Annotated in this window: 19 protein-coding genes; 6 read left to right on the forward strand and 13 right to left on the reverse strand. The window is 33.8% G+C overall.

The window, feature by feature from the left end; all coding sequences use genetic code 11:
- A partial coding sequence (locus QZZ51_RS05585; RefSeq protein WP_291867101.1) for an energy transducer TonB occupies positions 1-213 on the forward strand: 213 nt, incomplete at its 5' end.
- Between the two features lie 16 nt (positions 214-229).
- Here the strand turns inward: QZZ51_RS05585 and QZZ51_RS05590 are convergent.
- A complete protein-coding gene (locus tag QZZ51_RS05590; protein WP_291867104.1) occupies positions 230-526 on the reverse strand; it encodes an isoamylase early set domain-containing protein in 297 nt (98 codons plus the stop codon).
- Positions 527-678: 152 nt separating this feature from the next.
- A complete protein-coding gene (locus tag QZZ51_RS05595; RefSeq protein WP_291867106.1) occupies positions 679-1764 on the reverse strand; it encodes an aminotransferase class V-fold PLP-dependent enzyme in 1086 nt (361 codons plus the stop codon).
- A gap of 55 nt (positions 1765-1819) precedes the next feature.
- On the opposite strand from QZZ51_RS05595, the gene QZZ51_RS05600 reads away from it, so the two are divergent.
- Both QZZ51_RS05600 and QZZ51_RS05605 read left to right on the forward strand, forming a co-directional pair.
- Positions 1820-2206, forward strand: a complete 387-nt coding sequence (locus QZZ51_RS05600; protein ID WP_291867107.1) for a 2TM domain-containing protein — start codon at positions 1820-1822, stop codon at positions 2204-2206.
- Positions 2206-2697 carry a dihydrofolate reductase gene (locus QZZ51_RS05605; protein ID WP_291867109.1) on the forward strand — a complete coding sequence of 164 codons (492 nt, stop codon included), beginning with the start codon at positions 2206-2208 and terminating at the stop codon, positions 2695-2697. Before QZZ51_RS05600 ends, QZZ51_RS05605 begins: the two co-directional genes overlap by 1 nt.
- On the opposite strand, the gene murI is transcribed toward QZZ51_RS05605, so the two are convergent.
- On the reverse strand, positions 2686-3474 hold the full coding sequence (murI, locus tag QZZ51_RS05610; protein ID WP_291867111.1) for a glutamate racemase: 789 nt from the start codon (positions 3472-3474) through the stop codon (positions 2686-2688). The two genes, QZZ51_RS05605 and murI, sit on opposite strands and share 12 nt — an antisense overlap.
- Before the next feature lie 9 nt (positions 3475-3483).
- Complete coding sequence (pafA, locus tag QZZ51_RS05615) at positions 3484-5154, reverse strand: alkaline phosphatase PafA (RefSeq protein WP_291867113.1); 1671 nt, start codon at positions 5152-5154, stop codon at positions 3484-3486.
- 116 nt (positions 5155-5270) lie between these two features.
- On the opposite strand from pafA, the gene QZZ51_RS05620 reads away from it, so the two are divergent.
- Positions 5271-6008: an ABC transporter permease gene (locus QZZ51_RS05620; RefSeq protein WP_291867115.1), complete on the forward strand. Its 738-nt coding sequence runs from the start codon at positions 5271-5273 to the stop codon at positions 6006-6008.
- A complete protein-coding gene (locus QZZ51_RS05625) occupies positions 6008-6775 on the forward strand; it encodes an ATP-binding cassette domain-containing protein (RefSeq protein WP_291867116.1) in 768 nt (255 codons plus the stop codon). Before QZZ51_RS05620 ends, QZZ51_RS05625 begins: the two co-directional genes overlap by 1 nt.
- On the opposite strand, the gene QZZ51_RS05630 is transcribed toward QZZ51_RS05625, so the two are convergent.
- The 9 genes from QZZ51_RS05630 to porV form a co-directional block, all read right to left on the reverse strand.
- Positions 6772-8238 (reverse strand): DUF389 domain-containing protein, encoded by a 1467-nt coding sequence (locus QZZ51_RS05630; RefSeq protein ID WP_291867117.1) that lies wholly within the window; start codon positions 8236-8238, stop codon positions 6772-6774. The two genes, QZZ51_RS05625 and QZZ51_RS05630, sit on opposite strands and share 4 nt — an antisense overlap.
- A 6-nt stretch (positions 8239-8244) precedes the next feature.
- A complete protein-coding gene (locus tag QZZ51_RS05635) occupies positions 8245-9324 on the reverse strand; it encodes a mannose-1-phosphate guanylyltransferase (RefSeq protein ID WP_291867118.1) in 1080 nt (359 codons plus the stop codon).
- Between the two features lie 2 nt (positions 9325-9326).
- On the reverse strand, positions 9327-9929 hold the full coding sequence (locus QZZ51_RS05640; protein ID WP_291867119.1) for a SprT-like domain-containing protein: 603 nt from the start codon (positions 9927-9929) through the stop codon (positions 9327-9329).
- Between the two features lie 51 nt (positions 9930-9980).
- Positions 9981-10661 carry an SDR family oxidoreductase gene (locus QZZ51_RS05645; RefSeq protein WP_291867120.1) on the reverse strand — a complete coding sequence of 227 codons (681 nt, stop codon included), beginning with the start codon at positions 10659-10661 and terminating at the stop codon, positions 9981-9983.
- The gene (locus QZZ51_RS05650) at positions 10661-11704 is read right to left on the reverse strand and encodes a M28 family peptidase (protein WP_291867122.1); all 1044 of its coding nucleotides are present in this window, start codon (positions 11702-11704) and stop codon (positions 10661-10663) included. The genes QZZ51_RS05645 and QZZ51_RS05650 overlap by 1 nt, the downstream gene beginning before the upstream one ends.
- Positions 11705-11787: 83 nt before the next feature.
- Positions 11788-13380 (reverse strand): pyruvate dehydrogenase complex dihydrolipoamide acetyltransferase, encoded by a 1593-nt coding sequence (locus QZZ51_RS05655; RefSeq protein WP_291867124.1) that lies wholly within the window; start codon positions 13378-13380, stop codon positions 11788-11790.
- A 4-nt stretch (positions 13381-13384) separates the two neighbouring features.
- Positions 13385-14383: a pyruvate dehydrogenase (acetyl-transferring) E1 component subunit alpha gene (gene pdhA / locus QZZ51_RS05660; protein ID WP_291867126.1), complete on the reverse strand. Its 999-nt coding sequence runs from the start codon at positions 14381-14383 to the stop codon at positions 13385-13387.
- A gap of 203 nt (positions 14384-14586) precedes the next feature.
- On the reverse strand, positions 14587-15069 hold the full coding sequence (cdd, locus tag QZZ51_RS05665; RefSeq protein WP_291867128.1) for a cytidine deaminase: 483 nt from the start codon (positions 15067-15069) through the stop codon (positions 14587-14589).
- Between the two features lie 167 nt (positions 15070-15236).
- Positions 15237-16385, reverse strand: a complete 1149-nt coding sequence (gene porV / locus QZZ51_RS05670) for a type IX secretion system outer membrane channel protein PorV (protein ID WP_291867132.1) — start codon at positions 16383-16385, stop codon at positions 15237-15239.
- A gap of 446 nt (positions 16386-16831) precedes the next feature.
- Between porV and gldJ the strand changes: the two genes are divergently transcribed.
- On the forward strand, positions 16832-18499 hold the full coding sequence (gldJ, locus tag QZZ51_RS05675; RefSeq protein ID WP_291867135.1) for a gliding motility lipoprotein GldJ: 1668 nt from the start codon (positions 16832-16834) through the stop codon (positions 18497-18499).
- Positions 18500-18551: the final 52 nt, after the last annotated feature.

Here is an 18551-nt window from a genome sequence, read left to right on the forward strand (position 1 = left end):
CTAAAGATGGAATATCAAGGAAAAATTTCTACCATGTTTAAGATAAACGAAGATGGTAGTATCGGTAACATAAAAACCAAAGGGCGTTACAAAATATTAGAAGAGGAAGCTATTAGAATTATAAAACTCCTTCCTAAATTACAACCAGGCTTAATTAATGGAGAACCAAAAAAAATACCTTTTTCTATACCAATTATATTTACATTGCACTGAGACACCACTATTAATCTTAAAGCTCTAATACTGCATTCTCCGAACCAGCGTACTCATTCCATTGATATCTATCCGCTTCAATTTCATTTACATAAGCACCATCTATAAGATACTTAAATTCAAAAGTTGATTCTTTAGGCAAATTAAGAGCCCCCTTAAACGTACCATTCTTTAATTTTTTTAAAGCAGCTCCTTTTGGTTTCCAATTATTAAAGTCGCCCACAACTTCAACCTTTTTAGCTTCACTTGCTGGAACCGTAAAAGTTACCTTACAAATTGGTTTCGTTTTTAAATACTGTTTTGCAATAGCCATAATATACTTAAGTTAAAATACAATGCAAAACTAATACAATAACACCCTCACTAACAATGACTAATATCATTATTAGCGATTTGATAATATATTAGTAACATTTAAGATCTAGCTCGAAAAAAGAACAGCTTATTTTCTTATAACAATAATCTCTATTTGGCAGATTTTATAATTTTAACTATATCACGTATATCCTTTTCTGTATTATAAAAATGAAAACCCAGACGAATTCCATCTCCTCTTTGCGAACAAACAACATCATTATCTGTTAAATGCTGAAACAGTTTATCATTCCCTTTTATGCAAAATATAGAGCTGTGTATATTTCTTTTCGCCACCAAATCTTCTAGAAGACCTAATTTTACGAACTCCTCTTTTGCAATAACCGATAAGTCATGTATTTTCTTTTCGATTTTATCCATTCCAATTTTCATCATAAATTCTATAGAAAAGTTTAAACTTCCAAAAACCAAACAGGATAAATGCCCAGGCTCAAACTTTCTTGCAAAAGGGATATTATTTTTCTGCTCTTCATCTGCTCCTGCAGCATAAAAACCAATCACAGGAATATTAAATTTAGTTTTTACCGATTCTTTAAAAAGCATAAAACCATTCCCGTAACCAGAAAATAACCATTTATAAGCGCTTGCCCCAAGAACATCAATACCAGATTCCTCAAAATTAAAATCTGTGGTTCCACAAAACTGAGTTCCGTCTGCTATTATTAATAAATTAGGATTATTGGCTTTTAATCTCTTTAGAAAATCTAAATCTATTTTAACGCCATTAATCCATTGCACAATACTCAGCGCAAGAACCTGCACCTTTTCCTTCGCTACAGTTTCTTCAATATCCTTCTCTAACTGTTCAGAAATAGGAATTTTTATCACGTTAAATTCGCGAGTATCAAAAGGCCAACTTACAGATGGATAATCATTTTCTAGCAACAACACTTTGGTCTCTTTTTCTAAATGATTTAACAGCATATTAATTCCAAGAGAAAAATTAGGAACCAAAGCCACATCCCTCCCTTTACAATGAAACATAGCAGCAACAGAATCTCTAGTATTCTGTATAATTTTCAAACTTTCTGTTCTCATGGAACTTCCGCCAAGCAAAAAATCTAAATCATGTTCCTGACGCCAATCTAATAAATCATCAGAAAACAAACCTAGAGCAGCTGTGTTAGCATAAATATATTGTCTTAAAACTGGAAATTTACTTCTTAGCTTATCCATAGGTATCTTGTTATTTACGAATTACTGTATCTTTGGTGTAAATATAAGTATTGCCATGTTTTCCAAGAATAAAAAAACATCCTCTTTAGATATAGAACAACATGAGTTATTAGAAAACGCACAAACACGTATTAAACAAAAGAAACGCTTATATACGCATTTTGTAATTTTCTTAATAGGTAGTGTATTTTTAATTCTAGTCAACAAAATTCTTAAATATGGGGAGGAATACGATTGGTTTCTCTGGTGTATTACTTTTTGGGCTTTTTTATTTGCTATTCATATCTTCAATGTGCTATTTACTCAAAAATTCATGGGTAAAGATTGGGAACGCCAACAAAGAGAAAAATTAGTTTCTAAACAGAAAAAGCGTATTCTAGAAATTCAAAAAGAAATAGAAACTGAATTTCCATTACATAACATTAATAAAAAAAAAGAGTAGTGCATAATATAACTATGATAGCTGCAGCTGCAGAGAATAACGCTTTAGGCAAAGACAATGATTTGTTATGGCATTTACCAGATGATTTTAAGAGGTTTAAAAAGCTTACAACAGGACATAAGATTATTATGGGTAGAAAAACTTTCGAAAGTTTCCCTAGACCATTACCCAATAGAGTACATATAATTATCACAAGGGACACTAATTATACTGTAAATTATCCGGATTGCATTATTGTACACTCTCTGGAGAATGCTTTAGAATTAACCCAAGATGAAGATTGCTTTATTATTGGAGGAGGCGAAATTTACAAACAAGGAGAAAAGTTTGCTACGAAAATAGAATTGACTAGAGTACATACCTCCCTAGAAGCAGATACATTCTTCCCAGAAATTAAGGATAGTATTTGGAAATTAAATACGGAAGAATACCACTCTAAAGACGAAAAGCACAAATATGCATTCACCTATTTAACGTATTCAAAAATTTAAATACTCTACCGAGGTAGAGATGGCATTATTTTGCACCATATTTTCTAACACTTTTTTTTCTGCGTTTGTAAAAAAATGATGCTTCCCAAGAACATTTAGTGTATTTAAAACCCTATGCTCCTCTAAAATGGCTTTCGTTTGTTTAGCTACTGCTTCTCCAGAATCTATAATCTGAATCCCTGGTGGCAATATTTCTTTTAAAACTGGAATTAAATAAGGGTAATGCGTACATCCTAAAACTAAATAATCCATTCCTTCTTCTAGCATAGGATTAAGAAAACTTAATAGCAGCTTTATAATTTTATCTCCTTTTACTTCTCCTTTTTCTATTAAAGGAACTAAGCCCCTACCTACTCTTTCAATTATTTTAATACCATTAGCATGGTTTTCAGCAGTACTATGAAACAAACTACTCGACAATGTTCCCTTTGTTGCTAAAACTCCCACAATTTTAGATTTAGATTGTAATGCAGCTGGCTTAATTGCTGGTTCAATTCCTATAAATGGTACATTATAGCTTTCTCTTAGATAATCTATAGCATTTGTCGTAGCTGTATTACAAGCTACGACAATGAGTTTACAATTTTGTTTTAATAAATATTCTGTGTTTTTTATGCTTAGTTTTAGAATTTCTGCTTTAGACTTTTCGCCATATGGTGCATTGCTACTATCTGCCAAGTAAATAATACTCTCATTAGGAAGTAGTGCTTGTATTTCTCTCCATATAGAAGTCCCTCCGATTCCGGAATCAAAAATACCAATGGGCCTATTATCCATAATCCAAAATTACTCTAAAACAGAAACAATTGGCTTTCCTGTAGTTCCGCTAGGAAAAGCTATTCCTAACAATGCAGAAATAGTAGGTGCTATATCTGGTATTTCTGTTCTTGCAAATGTATGCCCGTTCTTAATGCCCTTTCCATAAAACAATAATGGTACATGTGTATCATATATTTGAGGGGAACCATGTGTGGAACCCGTTTTAGGGTAGCTAATTGTTCCAGGAGCTAAAACCAATAACACGTCTCCAGACCGCTTTTGGTTATATCCTTTTTGCAAGATATAAGGAATACCACTAGTATATTGATTTTTCCACATTTGATTACCTGTATACACTCTATCTATCCCAGAATAACTTAGAACTTCTTTTGCTATTACTTCCTGCACCTCGCTAACCTCTAATTCTAAGTTTTTTATAATCTTATGATCTAAGAAAAATTGAAGGTTAGAAAAATTCTTTACAATATCTGTTGTTCCGTAAGTATACTTTAAAAACTCCTCAAACTTAGGAAGCATTACTTTATAATCTATATAACCTGCTGGTATTTTAATATCCTTTAAATACGCAGGAACATGTATTGCGGCATGATCTGCTGTTAAAAACAAAGCATACTCTCCTTTACCTACCTTCTGATCTAATGCTGTTAATAAGCGCTCTAAATCTTTATCTAATCGTATATAAGTGTCTTGTATTTCTTTAGAATTAACCCCAAATTTATGCCCTACATAATCTGTACTAGAAAAACTAACTGCCAAAAAATCGGTGTTACTATCTTTTCCTAAATCTTCACCTCTTAATGCCGCTATAGCAAAATCAGCTGTTATACTATTTCCATATGGTGTAGCTTTCAAAATATCATACTCATTATTTGCACTCCACAAAGCAGGTAAGTCATGTGGGAATACAGGAGAAGATTCTCCCTCGAAGAGTCCTTCATAAACGGTATTATCTAACCCACTTTCTAAATAGGTATTTATATCTTTAAAAGAACTCCACGATTTTTTATATGTATCTACTTTTCTGCTAGAATTAAAATCCGTAACCCATTTAGGTAAAGAATTCATATAAAAAGAACTCGTTATCCAGTTTCCTTCATTAGCTCCATAAAACCAATAAGCCCCATTTGCAGTATGTCCGCCTGGTAATACTGCTCCTCTATCCTTTAATGCAATTGCTATTGTTTTACCTTTCTTTTGCGTATGCATTCTTAGTTGATCCGTAATGGTTGTAACCCCCATTCTATGTGGGGACATTTGCCCAGCGTTTGTCAATGTTCCAACAGAAACATACGTAGAATCGGCTGCACAATACACTTCTTTCTCTTCAACTTTATCATACCAATTATTCCCAATAATTCCATGCGTTGCAGGAGTAGTACCGGTATATACAGACGTATGTCCTGGCCCAGTACTGGTAGGCGCGTAATTAAAATGATTATTTCTACAGCTATACCCATCTTTTAGTAACTTTTTAAAACCACCTTCTCCATAATGGTTATAAAAACGCGTTAGATAATCGTATCTCATTTGATCTACAATTATTCCGACCACCAATTTTGGCTTCGCTAATTCCTCTTTAGCACTTTCTGTCTTTTTTTTCCTTTGCCCATAATTAAAGCTTGGAAAACTAAAAAACAAAGAGAGTAATACTAATACTGTAATATTCTTGGTATGCATACGATTATAAATTATTAGGAAGTAAAAGTAAATAAAATACCTCTTAAATAAATTAAATGGAAGTTAAATGACAAGCATTATTGTTATTTTTACGTAAAGAAAGATATATTTAATTTATGAATTATATAGCATCAGTCGGTAGTTATGCTTTAATGATAAAGGAGGTCTTTAAAAAGCCCACCAAATGGAGCATAATGAAGTCCTTGATTCTCAAAGAAATTGATGAGCTTATTTATGGCTCTCTTGGAATATTAATATTTATTTCCTTTTTTATTGGCGGTGTAGTTGCTATACAAACGGCATTAAATATTACAAGTGAGTTAATACCAAAAAACTTGGTAGGCTTTGCTACTAGACAGTCTATTATTTTAGAATTTGCCCCCACATTTTGCTCCATTATAATGGCAGGTAAGGTTGGTTCTTATATAACTTCTAGCATTGGAACTATGCGAGTTACGGAACAAATAGACGCTTTAGAAGTAATGGGTGTTAATGCCCTGAATTATTTAGTTTTTCCTAAAATTGTAGCCTTAATGCTTTACCCCTTTATTATAGCAATAGCAATGTATGTTGGTATTTTCGGAGGATGGTTTGCTGGTGTTTTCGGTGGTTTTAGTACTAGTGCAGATTTTATAGAAGGAGTACAACTAGATTTTATTCCTTTTCATATAACCTATTCTTTTTTAAAAACAATTGTATTTGCATTTGTTTTAGCTACAATTCCATCTTTTCATGGGTTTTATATGAAAGGTGGAGCATTAGAAGTAGGTAAAGCTAGCACAACCTCTTTTGTTTGGACAAGCGTGGTCATTATTATAATAAATTATATACTAACACAACTTCTTTTAGGCTAATGATAGACGTAAACAATATTCATAAATCTTTTGGTGAAGCTCATGTTCTTAAAGGAGTTACTACACATTTTGAAAAAGGAAAAACAAACTTAATTATAGGGCAAAGTGGTTCTGGTAAAACCGTTTTTCTTAAATGCTTATTAGGGCTTTTTATTCCTGAAGAAGGTACTATCTCATACGACGGCAAAATATATTCAGACTTAACACCAAAAGAACAACGCAACTTAAGACAAGAAATGGGTATGGTCTTTCAAGGAAGTGCTTTATTCGATTCTATGACTGTTGCGGGTAATGTAATGTTCCCCTTGGAAATGTTTACCAAACAAGGGAAATCTGAAATGGAAGATCGGGTAGATACGGTCTTAAAAAGAGTGAACCTCATTGATGCACATCATAAATACCCTTCTGAAATTTCTGGCGGTATGCAAAAAAGAGTTGCCATTGCTAGGGCTATAGTTATGAACCCAAAATATTTGTTTTGCGATGAACCCAACTCTGGCTTAGACCCAAAAACAGCAATTATCATTGACAACCTAATACAAGAGATTACACAAGAGTTTGACATTACCACAGTTATTAATACGCATGACATGAATTCTGTTATGGAAATAGGAGAAAAAATTATATTCCTAAAAAATGGCTTAAAAGAGTGGGAAGGTTCTAAAAATGAAATATTTAAAACCGAAAACAAAGCCGTAACCGACTTCGTTTATTCTTCGGACTTATTTAAAAAAGTACGTCAAATGTATTTGGAAGAACGAAACTAATCCTGAATAATCTCCTTTAATTGTATCGTACTATCTTGTAACCTCAATTTTAACCAAGAGTGTAATTTCTTTGTATCTGCTTCCGTCTGGAATCGTTTTGCATCTCTTTTCCATTGTATTTCAAAAACCGGAACTGTATCTAGTTTCGCAAAATTCGTTTGTATTTTTGGCGAAAAACTTAAAGACTCCAAATCTTCATAATTAGTTTTTGCTTCTAAACTAATGGTATTAAAAGGAATCGCAAACTTACCTAGCTTACTTAATTCTTCTTCTAATAACTTAATTCGAGCATCTTTATCTACTAATTCTGTTTTTTGAGATTCATATAATTGATCAACATATTTTAATTGATCTACTTGCTCATTTTTAGCTCCTTGAATAACATGTAACTTTGCCCCCTTTAATCTTGAAAAATTTTCATCTTCATTTTTCTGCTTGTTCCAAGTAGCAATAACATTATCTGGTATAGTTTCATTGCCCATAAAAACTAACTCAATAAATGGCTCTTCTCCAGCATTAAATTCAATGTCTGTAAAATCTTCCATAAATCTACCCGAGCCAGCAAATTGATATGGAGCTACTTTTTCCATAATAAAACTCTGCGCTTGTTTTTTAAATAAAGATTCTTGTAACGCATCCCAAAAAGTCATCCCTGCGGGTATCATCACCAATATTGCCACTAATGAAGCTATCCTTCCTATACGCCTTCTTTTTTGAGAATTTGCATAACGCACCATCGGAAAACGCAAAAGTTTTAACACCAAAAACGTTGCTAAAGCAATAAAAATAGTATTTATACTAAACAAATACATGGCTCCACCAGCGTATTCATAGTTGTTTATTGCCAAACCAAAACCAACAGTACAAAGTGGTGGCATTAATGCCGTTGCAATAGCAACACCAAAAATTACAGATGCCATGGTTCCTTTTTTTGCCCTAGCAATAACTAATGCCAAACCTCCAAAAAAGGCAATAAGAACATCTCTAATATCTGGGGCTGTACGAGCTAAAAGCTCTGAAGATTCATCCCTAAGGGGAAATATAACAAAGAACAGATAAGCAGTTAATATGCTTAAAACTACCATTACGGAAAAGTTTTTTAAAGACCTCCGTAAAGTATCTACATCATTAATTGCCAGCGACATACCTATACCCAAGATAGGCCCCATCAATGGGGAAATTAACATGGCTCCAATTACAACTGCTGTAGAGTTTGCATTTAATCCAATAGACGCAATGAAAATAGAACAAATTAAAATCCAAGAAGTATGCCCCTTAAAAGGTATATCGGCAATAATTGCTTCTTTGGTAGCATCCAAATCTGTATTCTGACGGATATCTAATAATTCTTTCAGAAACTGTTTAACACTTCCAAGAAGTCCTTGAAAATCCTTTTTCACCTCTTCACTGTTAACCTCTTCAACAGTATTATTAGAGTTCTCTTGATTTAAATTCTCACTCATAATTAATTAAGCGTACTCATCGCCAAAAGTATCTTTAACTTTAGTTAGTACTTTTTTAATGTCTTGTTCCTTTGATTTTGGATAAATTAATAAAACCTCTTCTTTATCGACTATAATATAATCATTTAATCCATCGACAACAACAACTTTTCCTTTTGGAGAACGAATCATGTTTCCTTGCGCATCTTCCGTAATAACTTTACTATTTACAATAGCGTTGTTTTGGGCATCTTTATCTAACTTATCATATAAAGAACCCCATGTACCTAAATCATTCCAATCGAAAGTAGCTGGCAGAACATAAATAGATTTAGATTGTTCTAAAATAGCATAATCAATAGAAATGTTCTCTGCTTTAGGATAGTTTTCATCAATAAAATCTTGTTCAGAACTAGTATTATAAACAGGTAAGCCTTTCTCAAACAATGCATATTGACTAGGCTGAAAGTTCTTAAAAGCATTTACAATAGTAGAAACACTCCACATAAATATACCAGCGTTCCAAAGGAAATTTCCCTGCGCTAAAAACTCCTTTGCTGTTTCATAATCTGGTTTTTCTCGAAACTGATTTACTTCTTTAATTTCCGTAGTACTCTCTTTGTTATACTCTATATAGCCAAACCCTGTATTTGGAAAGCTTGGTTTAATCCCAAGAGTGCACAATACATCTTCCTTTTCACATTTCTTAAAACAAGCAGTTACATCTTTCGCAAATGCATCCTCATCTTCTATCCAATGATCACTAGGCGCAACAATCATAACACCATTGGGATTCATTTTTTGAATTTTTAAAGAAGCATATAAAATACAAGGAGCAGTATTACGCATTGCAGGCTCTAATACCACTTGTTCTTGGGTTACCATAGGTAACTGCTCCAAAACCAAATCGTTATATCTTTCATTAGTAAGAATAAGTATGTTCTCTGTAGGCACAAACTTATTTAAACGCTGAAACGTTTTTTGAATTAACGTAGTTCCTGTTCCTAGCATATCATGAAATTGCTTAGGATATTCCGATGTACTAATTGGCCAAAATCTTGACCCAACTCCTCCAGCCATTAAAACGGCATAATAATTCTTATTCATTACTAATCTTTTATTAATTCTACTTCTGCATTGGGTTGAAACAGATACATTCTACCTGTAGCGAGTTCAATACATTCGATTCTTTTAACTCTTTTATTTCCTTTTTTGTATAATTTTCCATTATGTATTCTAAAAATGCTACCAATGGGTATTTCAAAAACGTAGGAATTTTCTGATTGTTGTGTGTCGTGCTTCTTTAGTGCAATAGCTAAATTAGCATCTGTACTACTACTGGCCTTAGGGTTTTTAAAATGCCTTGCTAATAGAGGAAGTAAATTAGAAGGGAAAATCTCTGGTCTTATAAATGGCAACATTAAATATTGAAATGTTTGTTTCCATTCCGTTCCGTGTGGTTTTATTATTCTTCCATACTTTTCAAAAGCTACTAAATGCGCTATTTCATGAACAAGGGTTATTAAAAAACGATATTTATTTAAACTAACATTTACCGTAATCTGATGTTGTCCATTTGCCAACCTTCTATAATCTCCATGCCTAGTAACTCTCTCATTTACAATTTTTAAATGTACTCCATTTACCTTAATAAGCTCTAAGCACATACCCACAGCTCTTTCCGGTAAATATTTTATTAAAGTACGCTCCATTTAATTAAAATAGTATAACTGTATTATAAAGAAAAGATTAATCATTGAAAGTTAAGGGGTACTATTAGATACCTGAAGCATTTTACCATTATAGAATTTATGCCCATTTATCGCAAACTCCTTAATGTAAGTTGCCATTTCTAAAGCCGTTGTTGGTGCTTCGTAACCAGGAAAAGCCTCTTCTAACATTTCCGTCTGTACGGCACCTAAAGCTAGCACATTAAAAGATGGCCCTGCTTCTTTAAACTCTTCTGCCCACAATTCTGTTAAAGTAATTACAGCCCCTTTACTAGAACTATACGCAGATAAACCTGGGAATTTTGCGCTTCCTTGAACGCCGCCCATAGAACTAATTGTAACCACATGCCCTTCCTTAGGCATAAACGGCAAAACAGTTTTTGTAATTTCTGCAACTCCAAAAACATTAATCTTATATACTTCTTGAAACTCTTCTGTTGAACTTTCTAAAAAAGGCTTATTTAATAAAGCTCCTGCATTATTTATTAATACATCAACAGTTTTCCAAGTTTCCTTTAAAAAAACATCAAGGGTTTCAATATCCTTTTTATTACTTATATCAAAAGGAAATGCGTGTATTAACTTATGACCTAAATCCTCTATCGGTTTCCTATTTCTAGACAAGGCAAGTACATTATGCCCTTCTTCTGCAAAAAGCTTAGCCAGCTCAAAACCTATTCCGCGGCTAGTTCCTGTAATAATAACGTTTGCCATTAGTAATGTATCTCTTTTGTTTTAGAATTTACTATTCCTTCTATCATTGGGATGGACTGATTAACAACGTTTGCCATATGATTAAAATCCATTAGCTCATTCTCATCTCCTACTTTATGATAATGGTTGAAATTGGTGAAATCGAAAGTGCAAAATGTTTGAGAAGGCACATTAAAAACTTCATGAAAAGGGAAATTATCGGATCTCTTAAATAGATTGTATTCTTTAGCCTTAGGCAAAAAACCAATTAAATTTTCTCCTCCATAACCATTACCAACACTTGCAAGATTAGATAATTCATAACCAGTAGCATACATTAAATAATCCTTACCTACCAAAGGCACCCCTACCATTTCGTAATTTAACATAGCATAGAGGCTTATATTTTTTGTTTTAAGAACGTTTGCTAAATGTATAGACCCCAATAAACCCTTCTCCTCTGCTGTAAATAGGGCAAATATAATACTACGTTTATTGATTTTTTCTTTCCCAAAATAGCGTGCCAATTCTAAAACAACACTAGTCCCCGAAGCATTGTCGTTTGCCCCATTAGCAATAGTATCTTCTCCTCCAGACAACAAACCTATATGGTCGTAATGCGCTCCTATAATAATACATTCCTTTTTTAAATCGGGATCGCTACCTTCTACAAAACCAACTATATTGTATGCTGGCTTATCAAAATTAGAAATGGTATCTCTATAGCTTTCAAAGTATGGTGACACACCCGCGTTTATTAGTTTTGCCTCAATAAATTTTGCCGCTTTTTCTATTCCTTCAGTCCCTGAATCTCTCCCTTGAAGTTCGTCGGATGCCAAAAATGCCATTATTTCTGAAATATTCTCAGAGGAAGAAAATATATTTTTTTCTACCTCAACCCTATTTATTACCGATGTATTATCGACAACATTTTCCTCTCCTACAATTTTACCTTTTACCCCTTCAGGGTTGTTAGACACCTTGGAAGCATCCGTTTCTTTAAGCTGTGCTGAACCACAACCCACAAGGAACACTACAATTACAATTTGAATAATTTTTCGCATAAGATTACTTTAAGTTATAAAGATAAAAAAAGCATCCAGATAAATCTGGATGCTTTATATACTAATCAACATTTGCTATAATATTATGCTAACATTGTTACAGGATTTTCTAAGAAAGACCTTAAAGTCATTAAAAATTGTGCTCCAACAGCTCCGTCTACCGTTCTATGGTCACAAGCTAATGTTACCTTCATAGTATTCCCCACTACAATTTCTCCATTCTTAACTACTGGTTTTTGAACAATAGCTCCGACAGATAATATAGCTGAATTTGGTTGATTGATTATAGAGGTAAATTCTGTAATACCAAACATACCTAGGTTAGAAACTGTAAACGTACTGCCTTCCATTTCAGCAGGAGTAAGCTTTTTATTTCTAGCTTTTCCTGCTAACTCTTTTACAGTAGCACCAATTTGAGACAAACTCATTTGGTCTGTAAACTTCAATACAGGAACAACCAATCCTTCAGCAACTGCAACTGCAACACCTACACTTATATGTTTGTTATATCTAGTAGTATCTCCGTTCCATGAAGTATTTACTTGTGGATGTTTTTGTAATGCCATTGCACAAGCTTTTACAACTAAATCATTGAAAGATACTTTTGTATCTGGCAACCCATTTATTTGTGCTCTAGAAGCTTTAGCATTATCCATATCTACTTCTATTGTTAAATAGAAATGTGGTGCTGTGGTTTTAGAGTTAACTAATACCTTAGCAATGGTTTTACGCATAGAAGAATTCTTAACTTCTTCTGAACTTTCTTCTCCTACTGGTAAAACAACAGGGGCTACACTTGCTACTGCAACAGTAGCAGCGGCAACAGGAGTCGCAGAACTAGATTGCGAAGGCGTATAATCTTCTACATCTTTCTTTACAATTCTACCTTGATCTCCAGATCCTTTTATATCCCTTAAATTAACACCTTTATCCTTGGCTATTTTTTTAGCTAGCGGTGATGCAAAAATTCTTTCTCCATCAGAAACAGCAGTACTTTCGCTTGTAGAATCTGCTTTAGTCTCTACTGTCTTTTCTACCACAGCTGCCTCTTTTGGTGCCGCAACAGGAGCTCCTTTTAAAAGTCCATCCACGTTAGTACCTGCTGGGCCAATAATAGCCAACAAAGTATCTACAGGTGCACCTTCTCCTTCTGCAATACCAATATGCAATAAAGTCCCTTCATTAAAAGACTCAAATTCCATAGTTGCTTTATCTGTTTCTATTTCCGCAAGGATATCGCCTTCCTCGACTTTATCACCAACACTCTTTAACCAAGTTGCCACCGTGCCTTCTTCCATAGTGTCACTTAATCTAGGCATGTTGATTATAACTACACCATTCGGAACTTCGGTAGCTGTAGGAGCCGAAACAACTTCTACTACTACTTCTGCAACAGCTGGCGCCGCAGAACCATTTAATAGACCTGAAATATCTTCCCCTTCATCACCAATTATTGCTAACAAAGTATCTACTGGCGCACCATCTCCTTCTGCAATACCAATATGAAGTAATGTCCCTTCGTTAAAAGATTCAAACTCCATTGTAGCTTTATCTGTTTCTATTTCTGCTAGGATATCGCCTTCTTCAACTTTATCACCAACATTCTTAAGCCATTTAGCTACTGTACCTTCCTCCATTGTATCACTGAGGCGAGGCATATTAATTACTATTGCCATTTACTTATATTTTATGTTCTACAAATGGAAAATCTTCTTGTTCGTAAACCATATCATATAATTGGTTTACTGGAGGGTAATCGGATTCTTCTGCAAATTTTTCACATTCAGAAACTAAAGCCTTAACATCCTTAGCCACTTGTGCTATTTCTTCTTCCGTTGCATAATTATTTTCCTTAATTACATCTAACACTTGTGTTATAGGATCAATTTTCTTGTATTCTTCAACTTCTGCTTTTGTTCTATAATGCTGCGCATCTGACATAGAGTGTCCTCTATATCTATATGTTTTCATTTCTAAAAAAGTTGGTCCACCACCACTTCTTGCTCTATCAATAGCTTTACTCATTTCTTGTGCTACTGTAACAGGGTTCATCCCATCTACAGGCCCACAAGGCATTTCGTATCCTAAGCCTAATTTCCATATTTCTTCTGTATGTGCAGTACGAGCTACAGATGTACCCATTGCATAACCGTTGTTCTCACAAACAAAAACTACAGGCAATTGCCATAACATTGCTAAGTTAAAAGCTTCATGAAGTGCTCCCTGTCTTACAGCACCATCACCCATATAACACAAAGTAACTGCATTATTTCCGTGATACTTATCTCCAAATGCCATTCCTGCTCCTAAAGGAATTTGACCTCCAACAATTCCATGTCCGCCATGAAATCTATGCTCCTTAGAAAAAATATGCATTGAACCACCCATTCCTTGAGACGTTCCTGTAACTTTTCCATAAAGTTCCGCCATCACACGTTTAGGATCTACACCCATACCTATTGGTTGCACATGATTCCTATACGCAGTAATCATTCTATCTTTTGTTAAGTCCATTGCATGTAATGCTCCAGCCAAAACTGCCTCTTGTCCATTGTACAAATGAAGAAACCCTCTTACTTTTTGTTGTATATAAACTGCAGCAAGTTTATCCTCAAACTTTCTCCAGAACAACATGTCTTTATACCAATTTAGATACGTTTCTTTTGTGATTTTTTCCATTAATCAGGTATTTTATTAGGATTCTATATTATTAACTAAACAAAACACATTCCATCTAGTTTAGGAAGAGCAAAAATACACATATTAATGAACGGATAAAAAAAAAATAAGCAAAACGTACCAGTAAAAATTAACCTTTAAAATAGCTTTTGTTAAAAAACATTTTAGTGCCTATAAAAAAGAAAGGTAATCAACCTGTTTTTCTACAAATAATTACTCGTAAAGGCAAGTGGTAAAATATCTGCTATTGCATTGCATTGCAATACCTTTCCTTTTTCTCCCATTAAAAATAAGGCAATAGGACTATCCTGCTTAACCTCATATTCAGAAATAGCCTGCCTACAGTTTCCACAGGGCGCTGCAGCTCTCTCTACAACATAATTTACGGAAGCTGCTGTTATAGCTATTTTTTTTATTTTAACGCCCGGATAATTAGCTCCTGCATAAAAAACAGCCACCCTTTCCGCACACAAACCCGAAGGGTATGCCGCATTCTCTTGGTTACTACCAGTTACAACTTTTCCGTTTTCTAATAAAACAGCCGCCCCTACATTAAAACCAGAATAAGGAGCATATGCTTTTTCTCTTGCTGCAATAGCCAATTGCATTAATTCTTTATCCTCTTTCAATAACTCTTCTAAAGAATCATAAACCGAGATATCAAAACTTATATTTTGTTTTATCATAATAGCAACTTAGTAAATCTTTTTTCTAAAATTAGAACATCTTTAGGTATTCCAAATAAAAATTCTACCTAAAATAGTTTCACAGCAACAAACTCCGCCCAATATTTATATAAAAAAAGCCTGCATTACTGCAGGCCTATCTTATAATTCAAAATTTATTGTTATTACTATTCGTTAAAAAATTCTTCTCCTAAATTGAATGTCAAAGAAAAACGTAATGTATTCTCTAGAGGGTTTCTAACTTGTGACGTTGAAAATAAATAGGACAAATCTATTTGGGCGGAGTTAAATTTGAACCCAGCTCCTAAAGTAAAGAACTTCCTAGAGCCCTTTTCTTCGCTTTCATTAAAATACCCAGTTCTAATCATGAAAGAATCTTGGTATACATATTCTGCTCCTAATGCCCATGTAAATTCTTTAAGCTCTTCACTAAAACCATCTGGTGCATCGCCAAAAGATTTAAAAACCCCTTCAAAAGCTCCTATATTTTGATACTCATTGTTATCCGCGCTATCCAAAACACCATCATTATTAAAATCTTGTGGTGTAGGTACTAACAATTTACTAAACTCCGTTGTTAAACCAATACTATTATCTTGATCTAAAATAAAATCGAAACCAAGTCCAAATTTTAAATTAGTCGGCAAAAAATTCTCTTGCCCACCTTCGTCATACTGAATTTTACCTCCTAAATTAGATAAATTAAATCCTGCTCTCCAACGACCATCGAAACTATTATAAGCTAGCTCTCTAGAACGATAAAAACCCGCAATATCTACTCCAAATGACGTAGCTGCTTGAGAGTCTTCTGTATTATTTGCTTGCGGAATTTTTAAATTAGACCTAATAAACCTACCTCCCACAGCCATAGAAAATGTTTCACTTAATTTTAAGGAATAAGAACCATCTAAAGACAGCTCATTAGGCTTAGCTAAAGAACCTGGGTCATTTGCAAATTGCCTTAACTCTATTTCCCCTAAGGTAAAATACCGCAAACTAAGAGCAAAAGCACTCCTGTCATCTATCTTATTAAAATAACTTGCATTCAACAATGCTATATCCGTGATTATACTTTCTAAATACGGTGTATAACTTACTCCTATACCCATTTTTCTTTCTGCAAAAGCAAATTTAGCAGGATTCCATTGTTGCGAAAAAGCATCAGTAGAAGTAGCAACTCCCATGTCACCCATACCTGCAGCTCTTGCATCTGCTGCGATTGTTAAAAAGGGAACTGCTGTTGTAATAACACGATCCTCCTGAGCGCTTAACTTAAAAGCAAAAACTACTAAAAAAAGTAATGATAATCTCTTCATTTTTCAAAAGTTGATTTTATGGGTCTAAAAAATAACATACACATCTTTAATGTAGCTACACAACAGGTAAACGACCATTTTTACAATATCTTGTGTATATCAACATTATTATTTCTCAAGTAACTTAGTAAGAAAATACATCTATCTGTTAATTTTAAAATAAGACACCTAAATTAAGGATAAAAGAACATATACAATAATATATCGTCTAGAGGCTAAAAGAATCGTTGTTAGTCATACTATAAAAGTATTTCAGCCGTTATAAATTTTAGAACCAATATTTTGGCTGCAAATTTAAATATGATTTAAAAAAATATTTTTAATCTGTAAAATATTATGTGCAAATCATCGTTTTATAAGCCGAAAGTAAGCCTAAAATTAATCTAAATACAAATTCCAACACTACCATATATAAGTAGTAAACAATTTGAACTCAAGTCCTAATTATGAAAAAACAGTTTATTAAAGTTGTACTCTCATGCGCTGTAATAGCAGGAGGTTTTTCAGTTACCAGCTGTAAAAAAACTTCATCTTCTAAAAATGTATCGAGAGCTACAGGCTGGAAAATAAATGCAAAAGAAGGTGGTTTCCAATTCAATTCAGATTTTAAAGAGCAAGAAACCGCTCCTGGTTTAGTCTTTATTGAAGGAGGTACTTTTACGAAAGGTAAAGTACAAGATGATGTTATGCATGATTGGAACAACACTCCTACCTCACAGCATGTTCAGTCCTTTTATATGGATGAAACAGAGGTTACCAATGTAATGTATTTAGAATACTTAGATTACTTAAAAAGTGTGTATCCTCCTGAAAACCCTAAATATACAAATATTTATAAAGGAGCATTACCAGATACTTTGGTTTGGAGAAATCGCTTAGGTTTCAATGAAACAATGACAAATAACTACTTGCGTCACCCTGCATATGCAGAGTACCCAGTGGTAGGTGTTAACTGGATCCAAGCAACACAATTTGCTGAATGGAGAACCGATAGAGTGAATGAGGTTATGCTTGAAAGAGAAGGTTATTTAGCTAAAGACGCTAAATACAAAGCCTTATCTGGCGAAGATGCCGGAACCTTTAACACAGAAGCTTATTTAAACAGACCAGAATCTGTTTATAATGGACAAATAGATTCGTTACAAGGTAAAATGAAAAAAGACAGCGTAAATAACTTTGCGAATAGAAGTAGCGGAGTTATTATGCCAGAATATAGACTGCCTACAGAAACAGAATGGGAATATGCTGCTCAAGCACAATCTGGCTCTAGAGAATACAATAATTATAGGGGTAGAAAAAAATACCCTTGGGATGGTGATTATACTAGAAACGGACAACGTGTAGGTCGTGGAGATCAACTAGCCAACTTTAAACAAGGAAAAGGAGATTACGGCGGAATTGCAGGATGGTCTGATGATGGTGCAGATATTACAGCACAAGTGATGTCTTACAAACCAAATGATTTAGGTTTATACGACATGGCTGGTAACGTTGCCGAATGGGTTTCTGATGTATACAGGCCTATAGTAGATGATGAAGTAAGTGACTTTAACTATTATAGAGGTAACATTTACATGAAAAGCGCCATTGGTGAGAACGGAAAAGTAAACATACTAAGAGATTCTATAGTTTACGATACATTACCAAACGGAAAAATAATAGCTTTAAATTTACCTGGTGAAATTAAAATGGTTCCTGTTGATGAAGAAGAAACATATTTAAGAACCAACTTCTCTTCTAGTGACAACAGAGGCTACAGAGACGGTGATGCTAGCTCTTCTAGATTCTATGACAGATTCAGTGATGAAGAAGATGAAGCTGATCAGAAAAAAATGTATGATGCTCCTAAGCATAGTGTAAAGAAAGATTCTTTAGGCAAATTAATACGAGAGTATGACAAATCTAACAACAGAACATCTTTAATCAATAACGAGGTAAGAGTTTTCAAAGGCGGTTCTTGGAGAGATAGAGCATATTGGTTAGATCCTGCACAAAGAAGATATATGCCACAATATATGGCTACAGATTATATCGGTTTTAGATGTGCTATGTCTAGAGTAGGTTCTAAATCTAAAACTAAAAACAAAACAATTAGAGGAAAGAAAGCAAAATAATTTTTCCTTAAAAAACGATTAAAAAAGCCCTTTATAAAAAGGGCTTTTTTTA

The sequence above is a fragment of the Maribacter sp. genome (assembly GCF_016744255.1).
Lineage (GTDB): Bacteria > Bacteroidota > Bacteroidia > Flavobacteriales > Flavobacteriaceae > Maribacter_B.